Below are 16,376 nucleotides of genomic sequence, written 5' to 3' on the forward strand. Positions count from 1 at the left end.
AGGCCAGGAGTGAGGTGATGGACAACCAAGAGAAAGCAATTGCAATCCTTACAGGATGGTATACGGGTGATGGGATGGGCAGCCAGACCGATGGCATGGAAGCGAGCGAGGTGGAAGTATTGTGTCCCGAGGGGATACAGGAACTCTACACATTGGAAGAAGTCCGGCCCCTATGCGGAATGTCAAGCGATGTCAGTGACTTACCAACCCTGCTTGGTCTCAGTATTGCAAGCAACAAGGCATGCGACGTCCACCATGTAAAAGCCAGCTATAGAAAATATATCCAGGAAGGGGATGGCCCCTCCGAGCATGTCAGCCACATTCTTCAGACCGAGCCATCCAAGGCTGACCACAGCCTGTCTCTCACCCGCTCCCCCATTCACGGGATTTTGAAAGTATCACAGAGCCAGGGAAAGTGGCTCACCTTTCTCAAGGCAGAGAATCAGATCACCAGCAGCAGTGATCTTTCTTTGCAAGCAGCATTGCTGCTCTCCTACGGGTTTGCTTCACTGTTGGAGCAAGGGTATGACCAAGGCCTCACGTTTGTGACAGAGCTGCAAAGCTTTGCAAAACGCAGCCGCTTCGATGAGCGCATCATCACTTGCTTGCAGGCAGCCATCAATCAGAAACCGCTTCCCTTGTATGATGCAAAACAGAGCACCTTCGTCCTTACAACCCTTTTAGTTGTCATGCACACCCTGATCGCTTTCGATTCCTACGAAGCGGGAATGCAGGCACTGGTGATGCGAGGGGGAAACGCTCGGCTTACGTGCGCCGTCTATGGAGGCTTGGCTGCAGGCTTGTATGGAAGCCAGTGCATTCCCGAACGCTGGATCGATGAAATATTCCCTTCAGCGGCCCTTGAGTCGATGATCAAGAAACAAACCCTCTTCAAACGGGAAACGATACATATGGAGAAGTTGGCAGCTTCGCTTGCAAAAAGCTTGCTCGAATTAGCTTGAGATTGGAGGATGTGATGGAATACAAACCGTTAGGAAAAACCGGCATCATGGTATCGCAGCTGTGCTTCGGCACCATGTCGTTCGGCTCACGTGCCGACAAGGCCCAGTCACAGGCGATGTACAACCTGTGCAGGGAGAAGGGTGTCAACTTCTTCGACTGCGCCAATGTGTATCAGAAAGGCCTCGCTGAAGAGTATCTGGGTTCCTTCATTGCAGCTGAGCGTGACAAGGTGGTGATAACGACCAAAGCGTATGGAGCTATGGGGGACGGGGTGAACGACAAGGGTTGCTCCGCCAAAAACCTGCGCAATGCCCTGCATCAGAGTCTCAAGCGCCTTGGAACCGACTATGTGGATGTTTTCTTTCTGCACCATTTCGATCCTACCACGAGCGAGGAAGAAGTGTTGAGAACCCTCGACAGTTTCGTGCGTGAAGGAAAGGTCCTGAGTATCGGGGTGAGCAACTATGCCGCCTATCAGGTTGAGCGACTGCTTCGGGTGAGCGAGCTGAAAAATCTCGTCGGTGTACAGTGCATCCAGCCGATGTACAACCTTGCCAAGAGAATGGCTGAGGTGGAACTCTTTCCCATGGCACGCGCTGAGGGAATGGGAGTGATCACCTACAGTCCTCTCGCCGGAGGATTGCTCACCGGAAGGTATGTGAGTCCTGAGGGAAGGAAGAGTGGCCGCCTGATAGAAAATCCCAAGTACAAAATTCGGTATGAGGGAGCCTTCTATGAGCAGGTCGGAGCCTCGTTTGCTTCCTATGCAGCTCAGCTTGGCATGCACCCTGCAACACTGGGAATTTCGTGGATACTCTCGAATCCTGCGGTCACCGCCCCAATTTTGGGTGCAGCCGATATCGACCAACTCAGACCATCGCTGGATGCACTTTCCCATCCATTAAGCAAGGAAGTGCTACAACAACTGGATATAATCAGCCCCCCGCTTCCTCCCGCCCACGACCGCACCGAGGAACGAAGCTGAAGCAATCCAGCTTCAATGCCGCCTTTGGGGCATGGAGTTGGATCACACCATCAAAGATCTTGCGTCAACGGTCTTCGGCATACAAATGCTCAGACCGTTTCAATCGGTTGTCATCCAACGCATTCTTGAGCTCGATGCACAGAATGTGAACCACAAAGGGCTTTTGGTAACCCTGCCCACCGGCAGCGGCAAAAGCTTGTGCTTCATGCTCCCTTCCTTGCTAGTCGAAGGCCTGACTGTCATCGTCTACCCTTTACGCTCCTTGATGAACGACCAAGTAAGGCGGTTTACCAAGCTGGGGATCGCATGCATCGCCATCCAGGGAGGGCAATCGAGGGAGCAGAGAAAAGCATTGTTCTCCCTTCTGGACGACCACCGCTGCAAAGTGGTCATCACCAATGCAGAATGCTTGAGCCAACAGGCAGTCTTTTGTGAACTTGCCCATCATACCATCAGTCTGTTGGTAGTCGATGAAGCCCATACCATTGTTCGCTGGGGGGAGGGCTTCAGACCTGTTTTTGCATCCCTCGCTCCCTTGCTCGCCTTCCTGCCCATCAAACAAATCCTTTGCTTTACGGCAACAGCCGACCAGGCAGTCATCCAAGGTCTGAATGATCTCATATTCACCAGGGGCAAACCTCATCTGGTACGCTGTAGCAGTGACCGGCCGAATATCAGCTACCATGTTTTTCGTACACTGAGCAAAGACCATACCTTGGCAGCTCTGCTTGCACAAAAGAACTTCCGTCCAGCACTTGTTTTCTGCAATACGCGCGAAAGCACGCTCTTTGCCTGCAACGCCTTGCAAAGAACCCATCCTCAAATCCCTTGCAGGTACTATCATGCAGGCTTGGATTCCAACCAACGCAAAGCCTTGGAAAGCTGGTTTGGAAACCAGCAGGAAGGCGTCCTCTTTTCAACCAACGCGTTCGGTATGGGAGTGGACAAGAGCAACATCAGGACAGTCATCCACCGAGAGCTTCCAGACGATGCCCTCTCCTATTTGCAGGAAAGCGGCCGTGGTGGACGCGATGGGAGGCAAAGCAGGGCTTTCATCCTCCTCGACGGCACAGAAAAAGGAAAACTTACCCAACTCTTCTTTTCAGTGGATGCATGTTATCGGGAGAGTCTGCTTGCAGAACTCGGTGAGTCACTGGATTTCTGCAACGGTTGTGATGTATGTAGCCATACCGTAGATGCAAAACGACAAGGAGAGGATGCACTGCTTGGCAGTATTGCCTGGCATCCATTGCGCTACAGTCCCAGTTCTCTCTCTACGCTGCTTACATCCCAAGCAGCCTACAACAGCTTCTCCAAAACACTTTCTTCGTGGAGGCAGAAGGAGATACGCTCAGCTTTGCTTTTGCTGCTTTCAGAGGGAAAGGTGTGCATGACCAGGCGCTCTAGACGCCTGTATCTTCCCTGCAAAACGTATGTGACACTCTTGACAGCACATCACTTCTATAAAAAACTTACGTATGGAACGAAAGAAAACCGAGCATGTACCACAGCAGACCTACCAGACCATGCCCCGTCCATTCCTGCCGATTAAGCAGTTGGAGCAACAGTTCAAGCCTCCTATAAGAAAACTCACACGTTCATGGAAAAAATTGTTGTTGCTGCTCACATCCCCGCCGAACCGATAACCAAACGGGGTTGGATGGTACTACTCTCTTCCTGCTGGCCACTGAGCAGCAGTAAAAGCTTCTGGGTGGCTTTCTGATAAAGTTGTCCACATTGGATATCCACGCTTGCCGCCTTGGCACCGAGAAGTGCCGAGAAGGGAGAAGCATCGTACCCTACTGCAGGCATGTCCAGTGGCAGACGCATCAGTACATCAAAGAGGGTAAGGTCGTTCACCGCTGCAATTCCGTCAATATGGTCAGAGCTAAGTATCTGTTCTATCTGAGGCAGTATCGATGTAATCGAGGTAGCAGCTCCAATACTTGTATGCAGCACCCTTGCTTCGGGGTAGACACTCAGAAAGCCTTCCAAGCGTTCAGCATGCGGCATTACACTTTCAATAAACCCCGTGATGTATAAAGGCCTGACACACCCCTTGTCCCTGAGGTAGTTTCCTTGCAGTACTCCCCCGTACCGGTTGTCGGTACGTACACACAGGCCCTGCGTACTTTCGTGCAGATGATGCGAGAGTACATAGGGAATGGAAATATCCTCAAACAAAGCCAGCTCTTCGCTCATATCAACGTCATAGGAAAGGATTCCATCACACTGCTTTTGGAGTGCTTGCATATCTTCTTTGGTACGTACGTTGTAAAACCGCAACTGCCAGGAGCTTTGGCCGATGACTTGCTGCACACCCCGCAGGGATCTGCCGAAGAACCAATCGAAGCTGGGAAAATTCCCCCAATAATAGGGTCTGCCTGTTTTATTGAACTCGACAAACGCAAGCGTTCCGGTGCCCTTGCGCCTCAAACTTGCGGCAAGACAGTTGGGCGAGTAGCCCAGCGTCTCTGCCGCCTCAAAGACTCGCTGCCGCAAATCAGCAGAGACTGAATCGGGGGCATTGTAGACTCGGGAAACCGTTGCACTGCTGACATTCGCAAGGGAGGCGACACTGTCGCGGGTAATTCTCATCAGGGCCTCCATTTTTCGTTGACAAAGCATTGTCACAGGTGTAGTGTACACGTGTACATTTAAGAAAGCAAGAGGGATGTAACAGCTATGGATTTACAATTCGATACACACAACCGGTATAATCCGCTGCTCGCACAGTGGGTGAAAGTCTCGCCCCACCGGACCAAGCGTCCTTGGAACGGACAGGTTGAGAAGCCCAATCTGCAAGAGCTTCCCTCGTACGATAGCACGTGTTACCTATGTCCGGGCAACCAGCGCTCGGGCGGAGAGCGGAACCCTGACTATCAGGATGTGTATGTGTTTGACAATGATTTTGCCTCCTTGCTGCCTACCACACCCAGCGATGCAATCGAAATGGGTCCGCATGGACTGCTTAAGGCGAATGGTGAAAGCGGTCAATGCAGAGTAGTCTGCTTCTCAGCCCGACATGACCTTACCCTTGCTAGGATGGAGATAGAGGATATCGAGAAAGTCCTCTCAGTCTGGCAGAAGGAATATGAGACGATTGGAAGCAACGAGAAGATCAACTACGTGCAGATTTTCGAGAACCGTGGGGCGATCATGGGGTGTTCGAATCCCCATCCGCATGCACAGATTTGGAGCGAACAAATCATTCCGGACATTCCAGCAACCGAACTTGTACAGGAAGCGATGTACTACGCAAACCATACAAGCACTATGTTGATGGACTATGCTCTTTTTGAACAAGAGGTTGGCGAACGGGTGGTCGTCCAAGGCAAGCACTTTCTCGCTGTTGTTCCCTTCTGGGCTGTTTGGCCGTATGAAACCATGATTCTCCCCTACAAAAGAAATTTGCAGAGCCTTTGCGATCTGTCCGAAGAAGAACGAAAAGACCTCGCCTACACGATGCAGCAGCTGGGAATCCGCTACGACAATGTATTCCAAACCAGCTTCCCCTACTCCATGGGAGTACATCAGAAACCTACCGATGGGAAGGCCTATCCGGGACACACCATGCACCTGCACTATTTCCCGCCTTTGCTACGCAGCGCCACCGTCAAGAAATTCATGGTAGGCTATGAGATGATGGCTATGCCCCAGCGCGATATCACCGCTGAGCAGGCTGCTCAAAAGCTCAGAGAACAAAGCGATGTGCACTATCGAAGCACTCTACACTAGGAGATACCTATGGCAACCAAGCACGCAATAGAACAAGGACTGTTACACGAACACTACCCAGCTTTGTATGGTGATACCTTCGATGCAGCTGATATGGATATGCGTTTTGTCCAGCTCGTCGAAAAGCATCAGAGGCTGTTTGGGCATGAAAATCCATCCCTCTACTCCACTGCCGGGCGAACCGAGCTGGGAGGAAATCATACCGACCACAACCTCGGTCGCGTCCTGGCGGCGACCATCAACCTCGATACCATCGCAGCCGTTACCAAACGCGAGGATCTGAAGGTTATTCTCACCAGCGAAGGGTATCCTTCGGTGGAAGTGGACTTGGCAAACCTTGCAGTACAGGAGAGCGAGAAGAACACCACCGAAGCCTTGGTTCGTGGGATTGCTGCGGCTTTTAGGAAGCGGGGACTGACTATCGGAGGCTGGCAGGCAAATACCACCAGCCGGGTGCTCAAGGGTTCCGGCCTTTCCTCTTCTGCAGCAGTTGAAGTACTATGCGGGACCATTTTCAATCATCTGTACAATGTCGATGCACTCACTCCCGTAGACTTGGCCATCATCGGCAAATTCAGTGAGAACACGTACTTCGGCAAGCCTTCGGGTTTGATGGACCAAATGGCTTGTGCCTATGGAGGGATTATCGGCATCGATTTTGCAGACGAAGCCAATCCCGTCATCCAGCCGATCCAATACTCCTTCTCTGAGCAGGGCTACCATCTGTGTATTGTCGATACCGGTGGAAACCATGCCGACCTTACCCCCTCGTATGCATCGGTTCCCACTGAAATGCGGCAAGTTGCATCCTTCTTTGGCAAACACCATTTGCGTGAAGTAGATCAAGAAGCCTTTACCAAGGCTTTGCCCGAGCTTCGAAAAACATTGAACAACGACCGTTGCATCCTTCGCGCGATACACTTCTTCGCAGAGAATGAACGGGTAGAGAGCATGCTCAAGGCTCTGAAGGATAATGAGATCAACTCCTACCTGGAGTTTGTGAGACAAAGCGGAGAGAGTTCCTTCTGCTTCCTGCAGAATCTCTACCCTTCCTTCTTCCCCGAGGATCAGGGGCTGAGTCTTGCCATCGCCATGACAAAAGCCATGCTTGGCGGTACTGCTACGGTCAGGGTGCATGGAGGCGGCTTTGCCGGTACCATCCAAGCCTATGTACCAAAGGCTGACCTAGAACGCTATGTACAAGGCATGGAAGCTGTCTTCGGCAAGAAAAGCGTCACCACGATTGCTGTGCGAAGCAAGCCGGCTTGCTGCATAGCAGACTAACAAACGAGCATGTATCTAAGCAGGTCCTAAATGGCCTGCTTTTTTTATCGCACCGGAAAATTTGTAAACCCATTGTTCTTTCAGAGGTGTGAATTTCGAACAAACACCTACAAAACCTACAATAATTGACAACTAATTGGACGTAACCGCATAATTTCCAGAAGACTCTGAGCGTTCCAGCATTCCTGGAGGACAAAGAGAAAATTGAAGGCCAAATGTTCTTCACTCCTAGATACATCGGCTATATTGACAAATCCAAAATTGCACTTGAACATGAGTATGTGATTGGGAACGTTTTGCGGCATAGAGGATACCTTGCACTCCTTATTCAGCCCTCATTACCCCGTCGTTCCTTCACTGTATGATTGTTGTCCTTTCATGGATGCAGATGCATCAATGAAAGCGAAGGTACTCCTTCCCATTTCCTGAAAACACCACAAAGGTGTTTGGAAATATTCGTTCTTGAATCGGGTTGGAGGTAGGTATGAAACGTAACGTATTACTCATTGCTCTGTGCATCATATTGCTCGCATGCGTCGTAGTGTCTCCCCTTACTGCCAAAGTAAGCCGAGCAACCTCAAGAGTACTCTCTATACCGGGTAATCTGGTAACCAGCAGGAAAGCAAACTTCAAACTTGGGGACATTCTCACTACTCCCATGGTCTCCATCACCATCTCCAACGATGCCACCCCTGCGTGGCTGCTCCTCATTCTGGAACTGAAAATCGACAGTACCTCCATTACCGGTGAGAACACGGCAACAGCGGAAATTGTGAAACAGTTTACCGCCAATCAGTCGCTGACATTCACCAATACCGACTTGCTTAGCTATACAGGAAATGTACGTGGAGGGTCGGCTCCCCAATCAATCAGGGATGCGTTTGGTGTCACGAGTATGGACTCGATCACCTCCGACTTCTTTTCCAGTTCCAACCGCAGCATTCCGGAAGGTGAATATACGCTTTCACTCACCGCCTATGAATTGGCAAACGAAAACGATGCTACCGGTAGTGTAATCAAAGCAAAGCAGTCCGTCAGTTTCAAGGGTTATTCGCTGTTTCTGGTGGGTAAGACTCAATTGGGTATTCATGAATAGAGGGTAATTTGCTATGTTTAGAGCAAGGAGCAAAGCAGATGATCGATCCGCATATTCAGAAACTTTTCAGCCTCGGATTGGGCCTTGAGGAACCTTGGCGCATCACTTCACTGGAGATGGTTCCGTCCGAGAAGCAGCCAACGCTGTTGGAACTCCACATACGGATCGATTTTGAGGAAGGGTCGAGTTTCCCGTGTCCAGGCTTCGACCAGGGCTGCAAGGTCCACGACACACGGGAGAGAACCTGGAGGCATCTCAATTTCTTCCAGTATCGCTGCTACATCACGGCGAGGGTTCCCAGGATCATCACGCCCGACGGCAAGGTGAGGACCGTCCCGGTGCCCTGGGCAAGAAGCGGCAGCGGCTTCACCTTGATGATGGAGGGGGTGATACTCACCCTGGTGAAGCATATGCCGGTCAGGACGGTTGCCCGTGAGATCGGGGAGCACGACACCAAGCTGTGGCGCCTGATCGATTACCATGTGGGGGAGGCCCTCAAGGACCAGGACTTCTCGGATGTCAGTGCGATAGGGGTGGACGAGTACAGCCACAAGGGTCACAACTACATCACGGTATTCCTCTCCCATCCCGATGTCGTCACCGATGAGGCTGGAAGGCGCAGGCAGGCGGGGAAAGCGAGGGTACTCTTTGTGACGGAAGGAAAAGACAAGGATGCCGTGAAACGTTTTCTTGAGCGTTTCAAGGAGAAGGACGGAAAACCCGGGCAGGTGAAGGTTGCCACCAGCGACATGATCCACGGCTACCGCAGCGTCCTGGGGGAGAGCTTTCCCGAGGCCGTCGTCACCGTGGACAAGTTCCATGTGGTCAAGAATTGTTCGGATGCGGTGGACAATACCAGGAAACGGGAAATGCGCAGCAAGAACGCCGCAAAGACAAAGGACCTGAAAGAGACGCGGTACATCTGGCTGAAGAACCCCGACAACCTCACCGACAGGCAGCGGGAGCGGCTCGGCCAACTGCTCCAGGTCGAATATCTGGATACGGTCCAGGCCTACAGCTGCCGTCTTGAGCTGCAGGATTTCTATGAGACCCACAAGGCCTATGACGAGGACATGGTGTCTGACTTTGAGCGGCTGGCCATCAGATTCGCCAACTCGGCGGTCATGGAAATCCGCAAGTTTGCACAGTGCCTGACCAGGAATGCGGTGGAGATTCTCAACTACTTCCAGACCCTGAGGACCAATGCAATCCTGGAGGGGTTCAACTCGAAGATAAGCATCATCAAGAGCCGTGCGAGAGGCTTCAGGAACATGAGGAACTTCATGAATATGATCTACTTCGTCTGTGGAGAATTGTCCCTTCCCCTGCAGCCAATCATGTAGAGCTACCCACTATAAACAGCGAAAGGCCGTTTCAAGGTAATTACCGTAGGGACCATTGCAGTTCTCACAACTCCAGAAGTTGGAACAAAGGAATTGACATTCCGTGTACCGGAGATTCCCTATTACAGCGATAGCACGATTCCCAATACCTCTACAACCAAACTCTCTATTTCGGGACCTGGCGTCACCGAAGTCCTCACCAAGAATCACAACCGGGTTACAGCTTCAGCCAGTGATGCACTGAAGGGATATCCGGGTGACTTGCCTAATGGGGAAGTCACCTATGATTTGTCCGGCATTACGTTCCGAGCAGGAGAAACCTACTCCTTTGCCATCGAATTCAAGGATGCCGCAGGGTATCTGGTGGACAGCACCACTACTTCCATCAAATTCCCTACTCCTAAATTTGCAACCTCGGTTGATCTTTCCTCTCCCTTCCGCCCGGAATTCTCCTGGAGTTTCAATGACGATTACGAGTCGTGGGTGAAAGAGTACCGTATTTACCTCAACGGCCAATATTATGGATACACGACCAGCAACAGCTATACCCCGAATACCCTGTTAGTCCCCAGCACAACCTATACCTGGCATGTGATGCCGATAAACAAGGACAATACCAATTTCTTCCCAAGTACGAGCGGCATTATAAAATCGTTTACCACCATAGCCCATACCAATCTTTCTATCGATGTTGAAGATCCTATCAACAATGCCGTGTTGTTTGTCGGCCAGTCGTACAACTTCTTGGCAACTCCTACGTTCAGCGATGACGCCACCCAAAAAAGTGCACAGTGGAGAATTGGCACAGAAACAAAAAATGGGACAAGCATCGCCTATACCCCAACACGTCGCTACCCGGCAAACAGCCTTTTGGCGTATATCAATGTTGTGGACAGCCTCAACCTCAGCAAGGACTCCTCCAAACTCTACCTAACCGTTCTTGACCCCGCCATAGCACTCCAAGGAGGGACAACCCGCACCGTTGCCCAGGATAGCTCGCTTACTCTCTCACTCGATACCCAAGCCAGCAAGGATTTACAGAATGTTTCCTGGTATTTGGACAACACGGTGATAGGAGAAGGAAATAGCATCAGCTACACCTTCAGTGAAAGTGGGACCTTCACCCTCTTTGCCCGTGGAACAAGTCCGGCGGACATCAATGGCAATACGAAAACTGTGCAATCCGCAAACCAAACCATCACGGCAGTCGGAAGCGGACCGGTGGTTGCTATCACCAGACCGACTAAAGAAGTGGAAATCGTACTGGGTACTTCGCTGGACCTTCTTTCACAGGTGAGCGGGGATAATACGATTCAGAGCACACAATGGACATACAGCGGAGCTGCTTCAGGCTCATTTAGCACCTCTTCCAGCCAAGCGAGCTTTAATCCGACATCTGTTGGAGACTATACCATAACCCTTACTGCTACCGATATCTATCAAAAAGCTAGCAGCTCATCGTTGCGGGTATTGGTCATCGATCCTCAGATTGCTATAACCTCACCGCTGACACAATCTGTACATCCACTTACTGCAAGTCTTACTCCGGTTATCAACGCGCCGAATGCTGATCGCGTAGTTTGGTTTTTCAACAACAAACTAATCAACGGCTCGACGCTGGACCTCTCTTCGATCGGCATCGGAACGTACACCTTGTATGCCAGAGCCTTCTGGAATGTCGTCGATCCCTTGGGGAACCCAAAGGAATACGGAGAAAGCTCCAACCCTGTTTCCATTACCATCAAAGACTTGCAACCACCGGTGATCATCCTTACATCCCCATCCGATGGGTCAAAGCTGGTTGCAGGCAAATCATACACCTTGTCTGCGGAAGTCAGTTCTGCATCCCCGATTACCAGTCAATATTGGGAAGTCGATGGAGCGCGGCTGACAGGTACTACCTATACTCCTGCTGCTTCGATACAGAAAAAACTCGTGAATGCAACCTATCATGCTGTAAATCGTGACGGGGTGAGAAGTAGCAAATCCATACAATTGCAGATTGCAAATCCTGCTGTCTATAGTACCAAACCCTCGGTTGCGGCCTATGTAACAGGAAGTAGAATTCCTATCGCAGCTTCGGTTGTGGACGGCGACCTGTTCTGGCAAATTGACGGGATTGAAGTTCCTGATTGGGATTACACCATCACAAAAACAGGCACTCATACCATCCGTGCAGGGTATAAGGTGGAGGCTCTGAACCCCTCTGGAGGACTTACCACATTTACAGGGCTTGAAGCCAACTCCTTCAATCTCACGGTGTATAGTGAGAAACCTCCGGTGATAACCACGTTTACTCCGGCAACCTCCCTGATCAGTCAGGTACAGAATAAGCCAGTCGTATTCATGGTAAAAGGGGCGAGCGAAAACACCCTCATCACTCCAGAATGGACCATCCACTCAGCTGATACCGAGATCAGGAGAGTCACTGCAGAGAGCATTTCCCATCAAAGTTGGGGACCCGGGCTCTATACGGTTCGTGCAAGCATAGCGGATGCCTACGGCCAGAAAGTTACCCAGGAGTGGCGGGTTCGGATCATCAACCCGACGGTTGTTATCACCAATCCCAAATCCAACATGCAGTTTGCAAAAGGTCAGATACCCATACCGACACTAGAAGGTGTGGATGTTGTTTCCTATGCCATGACACTCAATGGTACGGCGATCACCGATCAGTTCAATTGGAACTCACTGGCCGTCGGCCAATACACCCTTGCGGTAAGTGGCCTGTACAACTTGACGGGAACAAGCGAACTGCAGCGAACGGAACCACAGATTGTTACGTTCAGGGTTGTTGACAGAACTCCCCCGAAGTTTGAGGTTTCAGGGCTTGTGGACAACGACCGATTGATTGCGGGCCTTGCGTACAACTTCATGGTCCGCGGTGAGACTGACGAAACTTTCACGTGGCTTTTGGACGGCACCGTTGTAGGTGCAAACGAACGCCTTGCAATCCAGTTCCCGAAAAATAAAAAGAATGCGGTCTTGACTGTTCGGGCGCTCCGTAACGAGATTAGCGTGGATAGGAACTTCAATGTAAGGATTCTAGATCCCTATTACAGCATTATCATGCCGCAAATTCTGAATACCTACAAGTTCTATCCAGCAGGCACTCCGCTGCCCTTGATGGCTGAAAGCCGGGATATTGACAGGCTTGTGTGGATGGTTGACACGCAACTCCATTCAGGTTCAACCGTCACCCTTAATCCAGGAAAACATTCCATCGATCTGAAGGGAATTGCAACCTCGGTGCGGCTGACCGATGGGACACTCGGTGAGTATGAACCCACAAACCAAAGCGGTATATCCGGTCGCGATATCGATGTTGCCACCATGCCCTATGTTGGTTCGATTACTGCACCCGACAGCGTTCAGGAAGGACAGCGCGTCACCGTCACGGCAAATCTGGTGATGCAGCAGTCCACCGATCTGACGGCATCGCTTACGTATCTGGTCGATGGGAAGGTGTACCAGGAAGAACGCATGCCGGCAAACCGTAGGTATACCATCGCCTCACTGCCGCCTGGAACCCATGTCCTGGGAGTTCGCTCCACCGACATATATGGGAACACCAAGCTAGCAGAAAAGCAGATAGTGGTCTACAAACCTCTTTCCATCGCTATCACCTCACCGAAAGAGGGACAAAGGCTGTCACCCGATAGCGAAGTGCTGGGTAGCCTCGAGGTCAAGAGCGGAAGTCAGAATCTCATTACCTGGAGAGTGGACAACCAAATCGTGCGGAACAGCAATTTCTTGACCGGGAATCTGGGAAAACTTTCAGCAGGACGCCATATGATTTCGGCCAGTGCTCGCGATCTGGGCGGAAATACTATATCAGCTCAAGTACAAGTGGAAGTACAAAGTGATTTCCAGTTGAACCTGATGGGAAATACAGGCGCGATGGAAGTCGTATTGGGAAATCCGGTTACCTGTCTGGTCGGAGTTGAAAAGGTAGCGGGATCAGCAGTGAATGTCAGCGATGCAGCACAACACATCCGTTGGTTCCTAAATAACCAAACCACGAATGTGAGCGGGCTTTCCTATGAATTTGCCGCTGACAAGGCAGGCACGTTCACCATCCAGAGCCGCTACGACAACGAAGGTATGCAACGCACCAGCGGTGAGCTGACAATAACGGTCCGTGACATTGTGCAACCCACCATCCTCGCTCCATCCAATGGACAAAGCCTGACCTACTCGGATGCCAAACCGGTTGAACTCAAAGCCAGCGGCGAGAGTGGGGCAACGTTCCTGTGGAAGTTGGGAGATCGCGTGGTGGCCGTAGGAAGCCAGGCCCAATTCAATCCAAGTGGATTGACAGGCAATGTGCAACTCACGTTGGTCACCACTGCTTTCTCAAGAAGCAGGGAGCGTATGGTCAGCTTCACGCTGAACAAGAATACGAGCCCAAGCCTAAGTTTGTCAGTGCCGCCGATTCAATACACGACTGACAATCTGAAATGGTCAGCAACAGCGTTTGATGCAGAAGACAAACTGACAAACCAAACCATCCTGTACACCCTTGATGGAATCCCGCTCGCAGCCAATGCTTCAAGGCTTTTGGTTGCCAACGATGTGGGCCCGCATACCCTAAGCGCTTCCACCATCGATTCCATGGGAGAAAGAACCACCCAAAGTGTTCGCTTTACCGTTGCCGAGGCAACGCTTGCCATGAGTTTGCACTCACCGCAAGAAGACAAGAGCTACTACAGGAATTTGGAGATTCCTCTGATAGCTTCACCGGTTGCCGATGAAGGCGGTTCGTATCGCTGGGAAATCCAGTATCTGGATAATCCGGCGCTTGCAAAGGAGACATTGGGAGGCAGAGAGGCAAAGTTTGTCAGCAAGGCCATTGGAAAGGTGGAGATTACCGCCTTCTACACCGATGTATCCTCAAGGGAACGTGCAAGAAAACGGATTACCGTCGATGTACAGAATGAGCCGATCGACCTGAGCATCAACTGGATGCATGGAAGTCTGGTAAATGCCGCAATACCTCTACGCCCGACACTGGTCGGCCTTCCTCAAGGAGCCAAGGCAGAGTCGGTAAGTTGGAGCCTCAACGGCAATCCCATCGCCGATATTCGAGCCCTCACAGCACCAACCCAGAGTGGACTGTATACCTTGACGGCTACCTACCAGGCTGAAGGCCAACGAAAACAAGCCTCGGTTGCCTTTACGGTCAATGCACCGCCGAAGGTCACCATTACCACGTTGACCGAAGGAACTGCTTATCAGGTCGGACAGCCTATCATCCTTTCGGCTGCAATCGAGGATGATCAGGTGTTCAGCGGTGCAGTACAGTGGACCACCGCGGACCAGAAGGTGATTGGAGTTGGAAATCCCCTCATCTATATCCCGACTCAAACCGGTAGGACGACGATACAGGCAGAAGCAACCGATATAAGCCAAAGCAAGGGTGCTTCCCAGGTTTCAGTCTCCTTCTACGAGCCGCTGAAGCTGGTCGATGTCGTGGTGAACAACGGTCTTCCTTCCTATCTCATCGCTGAGGCTTCGCCCCCATTGGCACTGAAGGCCAGCGTTGAAGGAGGCATACAACCCAAGGTTACCTGGCGGATCAGACAGGGCAACAGGGTGCTGGAGAAAGAGGGAAAGGAAACCTATCTCCTGTTTACCGAGCTTACACAACTGCTCAGGGAAAATGCCCTCGTTACCATGATCCTTTCGGACAGCACCGGGGATGCGAGTCAAGCGGAAATCCTACGCAAGGACTTCACGCTCGCTTTCACTTCCGATGCCACCCTCTCCATTATCAGTCCTCTTTCCGACTCCGTACTGAGAGTCGGTCAGGATATTGTGATGGAGGCAGCATTGACGGGTTTCACAGAACCCACCTTCTCGCTTACGATCAATGGATCTGAGCAGAAACTCACCTGGGAATTTGGAGAAGGCAGAAAGACGGTGCGAACAACCATTGCCCCCGCTCAATTTGCCAAGGAAGGAGTCTATGAAGTAGTACTCACTGCCCAGGAACCCGGTATAAAACGAACCTCGGCTACCAGCCTGAACCTTTTTGCCGGCAGGAAGGGAATCTTCCTAGAGGATGTGCCGGCAATCTTTGACAAGACAACCGACTCAGTGGTCATTCATGCAACCTTGGCCGATTTGACGGGAGTCAACCAGGTCACATGGATGCATGACCTCTCCTCCGAACCGGTGGCAAGTGGCTTCTCGCTTGACTTGACCCAGGCTGATCTCAAAGCTGGAGAACGCTCGATTACCGCCCTAGCGTATGCAGGTGGCAATATCGTTGCCCAAACCTCCGTGAGGCTGCAGGTACTCGACCGCATGACGCTCTCCCTGCTTGAAGGGACCGAAGCATTGATCCTCCAAAAAGGGGCGGCTACAAGCTTGCACGCAGAAGGCTTCGACCGTAACGGAGAAATGCTGGAAGCCTCAGCCTTTAGCTGGCGTTCCCATCTCGATGGAGTGCTTGGTACAGGAAACACTCTCGCTTTTGACAGCCTTGCAGACATCAGTGAGGGAGAGCATATCATCACAGCCGAAGCTGTCGGTAGTGACGGATCGACTGTGTCTGTGTTGAAGCCGGTACAAATACTCTCTTCGATTCCAACACCAGTCGAACAACAAGTAAGCGGAGGAACAAATATTGATATTCCTCCAGGATCGCAAGGGCCTGACAACGAGCCGACTCCCCCGCCTCCTCCATCCAACTATTTCCAAATGGGGATGCCTATTGACTCCTTCATGCCGCCCAATTATCCGCCTCCATTCGGCCCAGGTATGGGAGGAGGCGCCCCTGATCCAGGACTTGGAGGGTATATGGACGCGTTCTTTGGTGGTGGTGGTGGTTTTAGTGGCGGATCTGGTGGTGGTTTTAGTGGCGGAGCTGGTGGTGGTTTTAGTGGCGGATTAGGTGGTGGTTTTGGTGGCGGATTAGGTGGTGGTTTTAGCGGTGGCGCACCCGGATTCGGGATGTAAGGAG

The 16,376-nt window shown here is 51.5% G+C and carries 9 protein-coding genes; 8 read left to right on the top strand and 1 reads right to left on the bottom strand.

Features of this window, described 5'->3' with window-relative positions:
• Nucleotides 1-17: 17 nt before the first annotated feature.
• The 3 genes from SPIBUDDY_RS08640 to SPIBUDDY_RS08650 are packed head-to-tail and all read left to right on the top strand — an operon-like array spanning nucleotide 18 to nucleotide 3,500.
• The gene (locus tag SPIBUDDY_RS08640; protein ID WP_013607375.1) at nucleotides 18-962 is read left to right on the top strand and encodes an ADP-ribosylglycohydrolase family protein; all 945 of its coding nucleotides are present in this window, start codon (nucleotides 18-20) and stop codon (nucleotides 960-962) included.
• A 14-nt stretch (nucleotides 963-976) separates the two neighbouring features.
• On the top strand, nucleotides 977-1,948 hold the full coding sequence (locus tag SPIBUDDY_RS08645) for an aldo/keto reductase (RefSeq protein ID WP_013607376.1): 972 nt from the start codon (nucleotides 977-979) through the stop codon (nucleotides 1,946-1,948).
• Between the two features lie 31 nt (nucleotides 1,949-1,979).
• Nucleotides 1,980-3,500: a RecQ family ATP-dependent DNA helicase gene (locus SPIBUDDY_RS08650; protein ID WP_013607377.1), complete on the top strand. Its 1,521-nt coding sequence runs from the start codon at nucleotides 1,980-1,982 to the stop codon at nucleotides 3,498-3,500.
• Nucleotides 3,501-3,571: 71 nt separating this feature from the next.
• On the opposite strand, the gene SPIBUDDY_RS08655 is transcribed toward SPIBUDDY_RS08650, so the two are convergent.
• A complete protein-coding gene (locus SPIBUDDY_RS08655; RefSeq protein ID WP_013607378.1) occupies nucleotides 3,572-4,546 on the bottom strand; it encodes a LacI family DNA-binding transcriptional regulator in 975 nt (324 codons plus the stop codon).
• 87 nt (nucleotides 4,547-4,633) lie between these two features.
• Here SPIBUDDY_RS08655 and SPIBUDDY_RS08660 point away from each other — a divergent pair, with 87 nt between their 5' ends.
• The 5 genes from SPIBUDDY_RS08660 to SPIBUDDY_RS08685 all read left to right on the top strand — a co-directional run bounded on the left by SPIBUDDY_RS08660 (nucleotide 4,634) and on the right by SPIBUDDY_RS08685 (nucleotide 16,372).
• On the top strand, nucleotides 4,634-5,686 hold the full coding sequence (locus SPIBUDDY_RS08660; RefSeq protein ID WP_013607379.1) for a UDP-glucose--hexose-1-phosphate uridylyltransferase: 1,053 nt from the start codon (nucleotides 4,634-4,636) through the stop codon (nucleotides 5,684-5,686).
• Between the two features lie 9 nt (nucleotides 5,687-5,695).
• The gene (locus SPIBUDDY_RS08665; RefSeq protein WP_013607380.1) at nucleotides 5,696-6,970 is read left to right on the top strand and encodes a galactokinase; all 1,275 of its coding nucleotides are present in this window, start codon (nucleotides 5,696-5,698) and stop codon (nucleotides 6,968-6,970) included.
• Between the two features lie 484 nt (nucleotides 6,971-7,454).
• Nucleotides 7,455-8,066, top strand: coding sequence for a hypothetical protein (locus SPIBUDDY_RS08675; protein WP_013607381.1), 612 nt, complete (start codon nucleotides 7,455-7,457; stop codon nucleotides 8,064-8,066).
• A gap of 38 nt (nucleotides 8,067-8,104) precedes the next feature.
• Nucleotides 8,105-9,409: an ISL3 family transposase gene (locus tag SPIBUDDY_RS08680; protein ID WP_013605953.1), complete on the top strand. Its 1,305-nt coding sequence runs from the start codon at nucleotides 8,105-8,107 to the stop codon at nucleotides 9,407-9,409.
• Nucleotides 9,410-9,502: 93 nt separating this feature from the next.
• On the top strand, nucleotides 9,503-16,372 hold the full coding sequence (locus tag SPIBUDDY_RS08685) for a hypothetical protein (protein WP_013607382.1): 6,870 nt from the start codon (nucleotides 9,503-9,505) through the stop codon (nucleotides 16,370-16,372).
• Nucleotides 16,373-16,376: the final 4 nt, after the last annotated feature.

This window comes from Sphaerochaeta globosa str. Buddy, from assembly GCF_000190435.1.
GTDB classification, from domain to species: Bacteria; Spirochaetota; Spirochaetia; order Sphaerochaetales; family Sphaerochaetaceae; genus Sphaerochaeta; species Sphaerochaeta globosa.

Bases quoted from the DNA above. Each gene is read 5' to 3' on its own strand.
- SPIBUDDY_RS08655 (WP_013607378.1), bottom strand. From the start codon at position 4,546: ATGAGAATTACCCGCGACAGTGTCGCCTCCCTTGCGAATGTCAGCAGT.
- SPIBUDDY_RS08660 (WP_013607379.1), top strand. From the start codon at position 4,634: ATGGATTTACAATTCGATACACACAACCGGTATAATCCGCTGCTCGCA.
- SPIBUDDY_RS08680 (WP_013605953.1), top strand. From the start codon at position 8,105: ATGATCGATCCGCATATTCAGAAACTTTTCAGCCTCGGATTGGGCCTT.
- SPIBUDDY_RS08665 (WP_013607380.1), top strand. From the start codon at position 5,696: ATGGCAACCAAGCACGCAATAGAACAAGGACTGTTACACGAACACTAC.
- SPIBUDDY_RS08640 (WP_013607375.1), top strand. From the start codon at position 18: ATGGACAACCAAGAGAAAGCAATTGCAATCCTTACAGGATGGTATACG.
- SPIBUDDY_RS08650 (WP_013607377.1), top strand. From the start codon at position 1,980: ATGGAGTTGGATCACACCATCAAAGATCTTGCGTCAACGGTCTTCGGC.
- SPIBUDDY_RS08675 (WP_013607381.1), top strand. From the start codon at position 7,455: ATGAAACGTAACGTATTACTCATTGCTCTGTGCATCATATTGCTCGCA.
- SPIBUDDY_RS08645 (WP_013607376.1), top strand. From the start codon at position 977: ATGGAATACAAACCGTTAGGAAAAACCGGCATCATGGTATCGCAGCTG.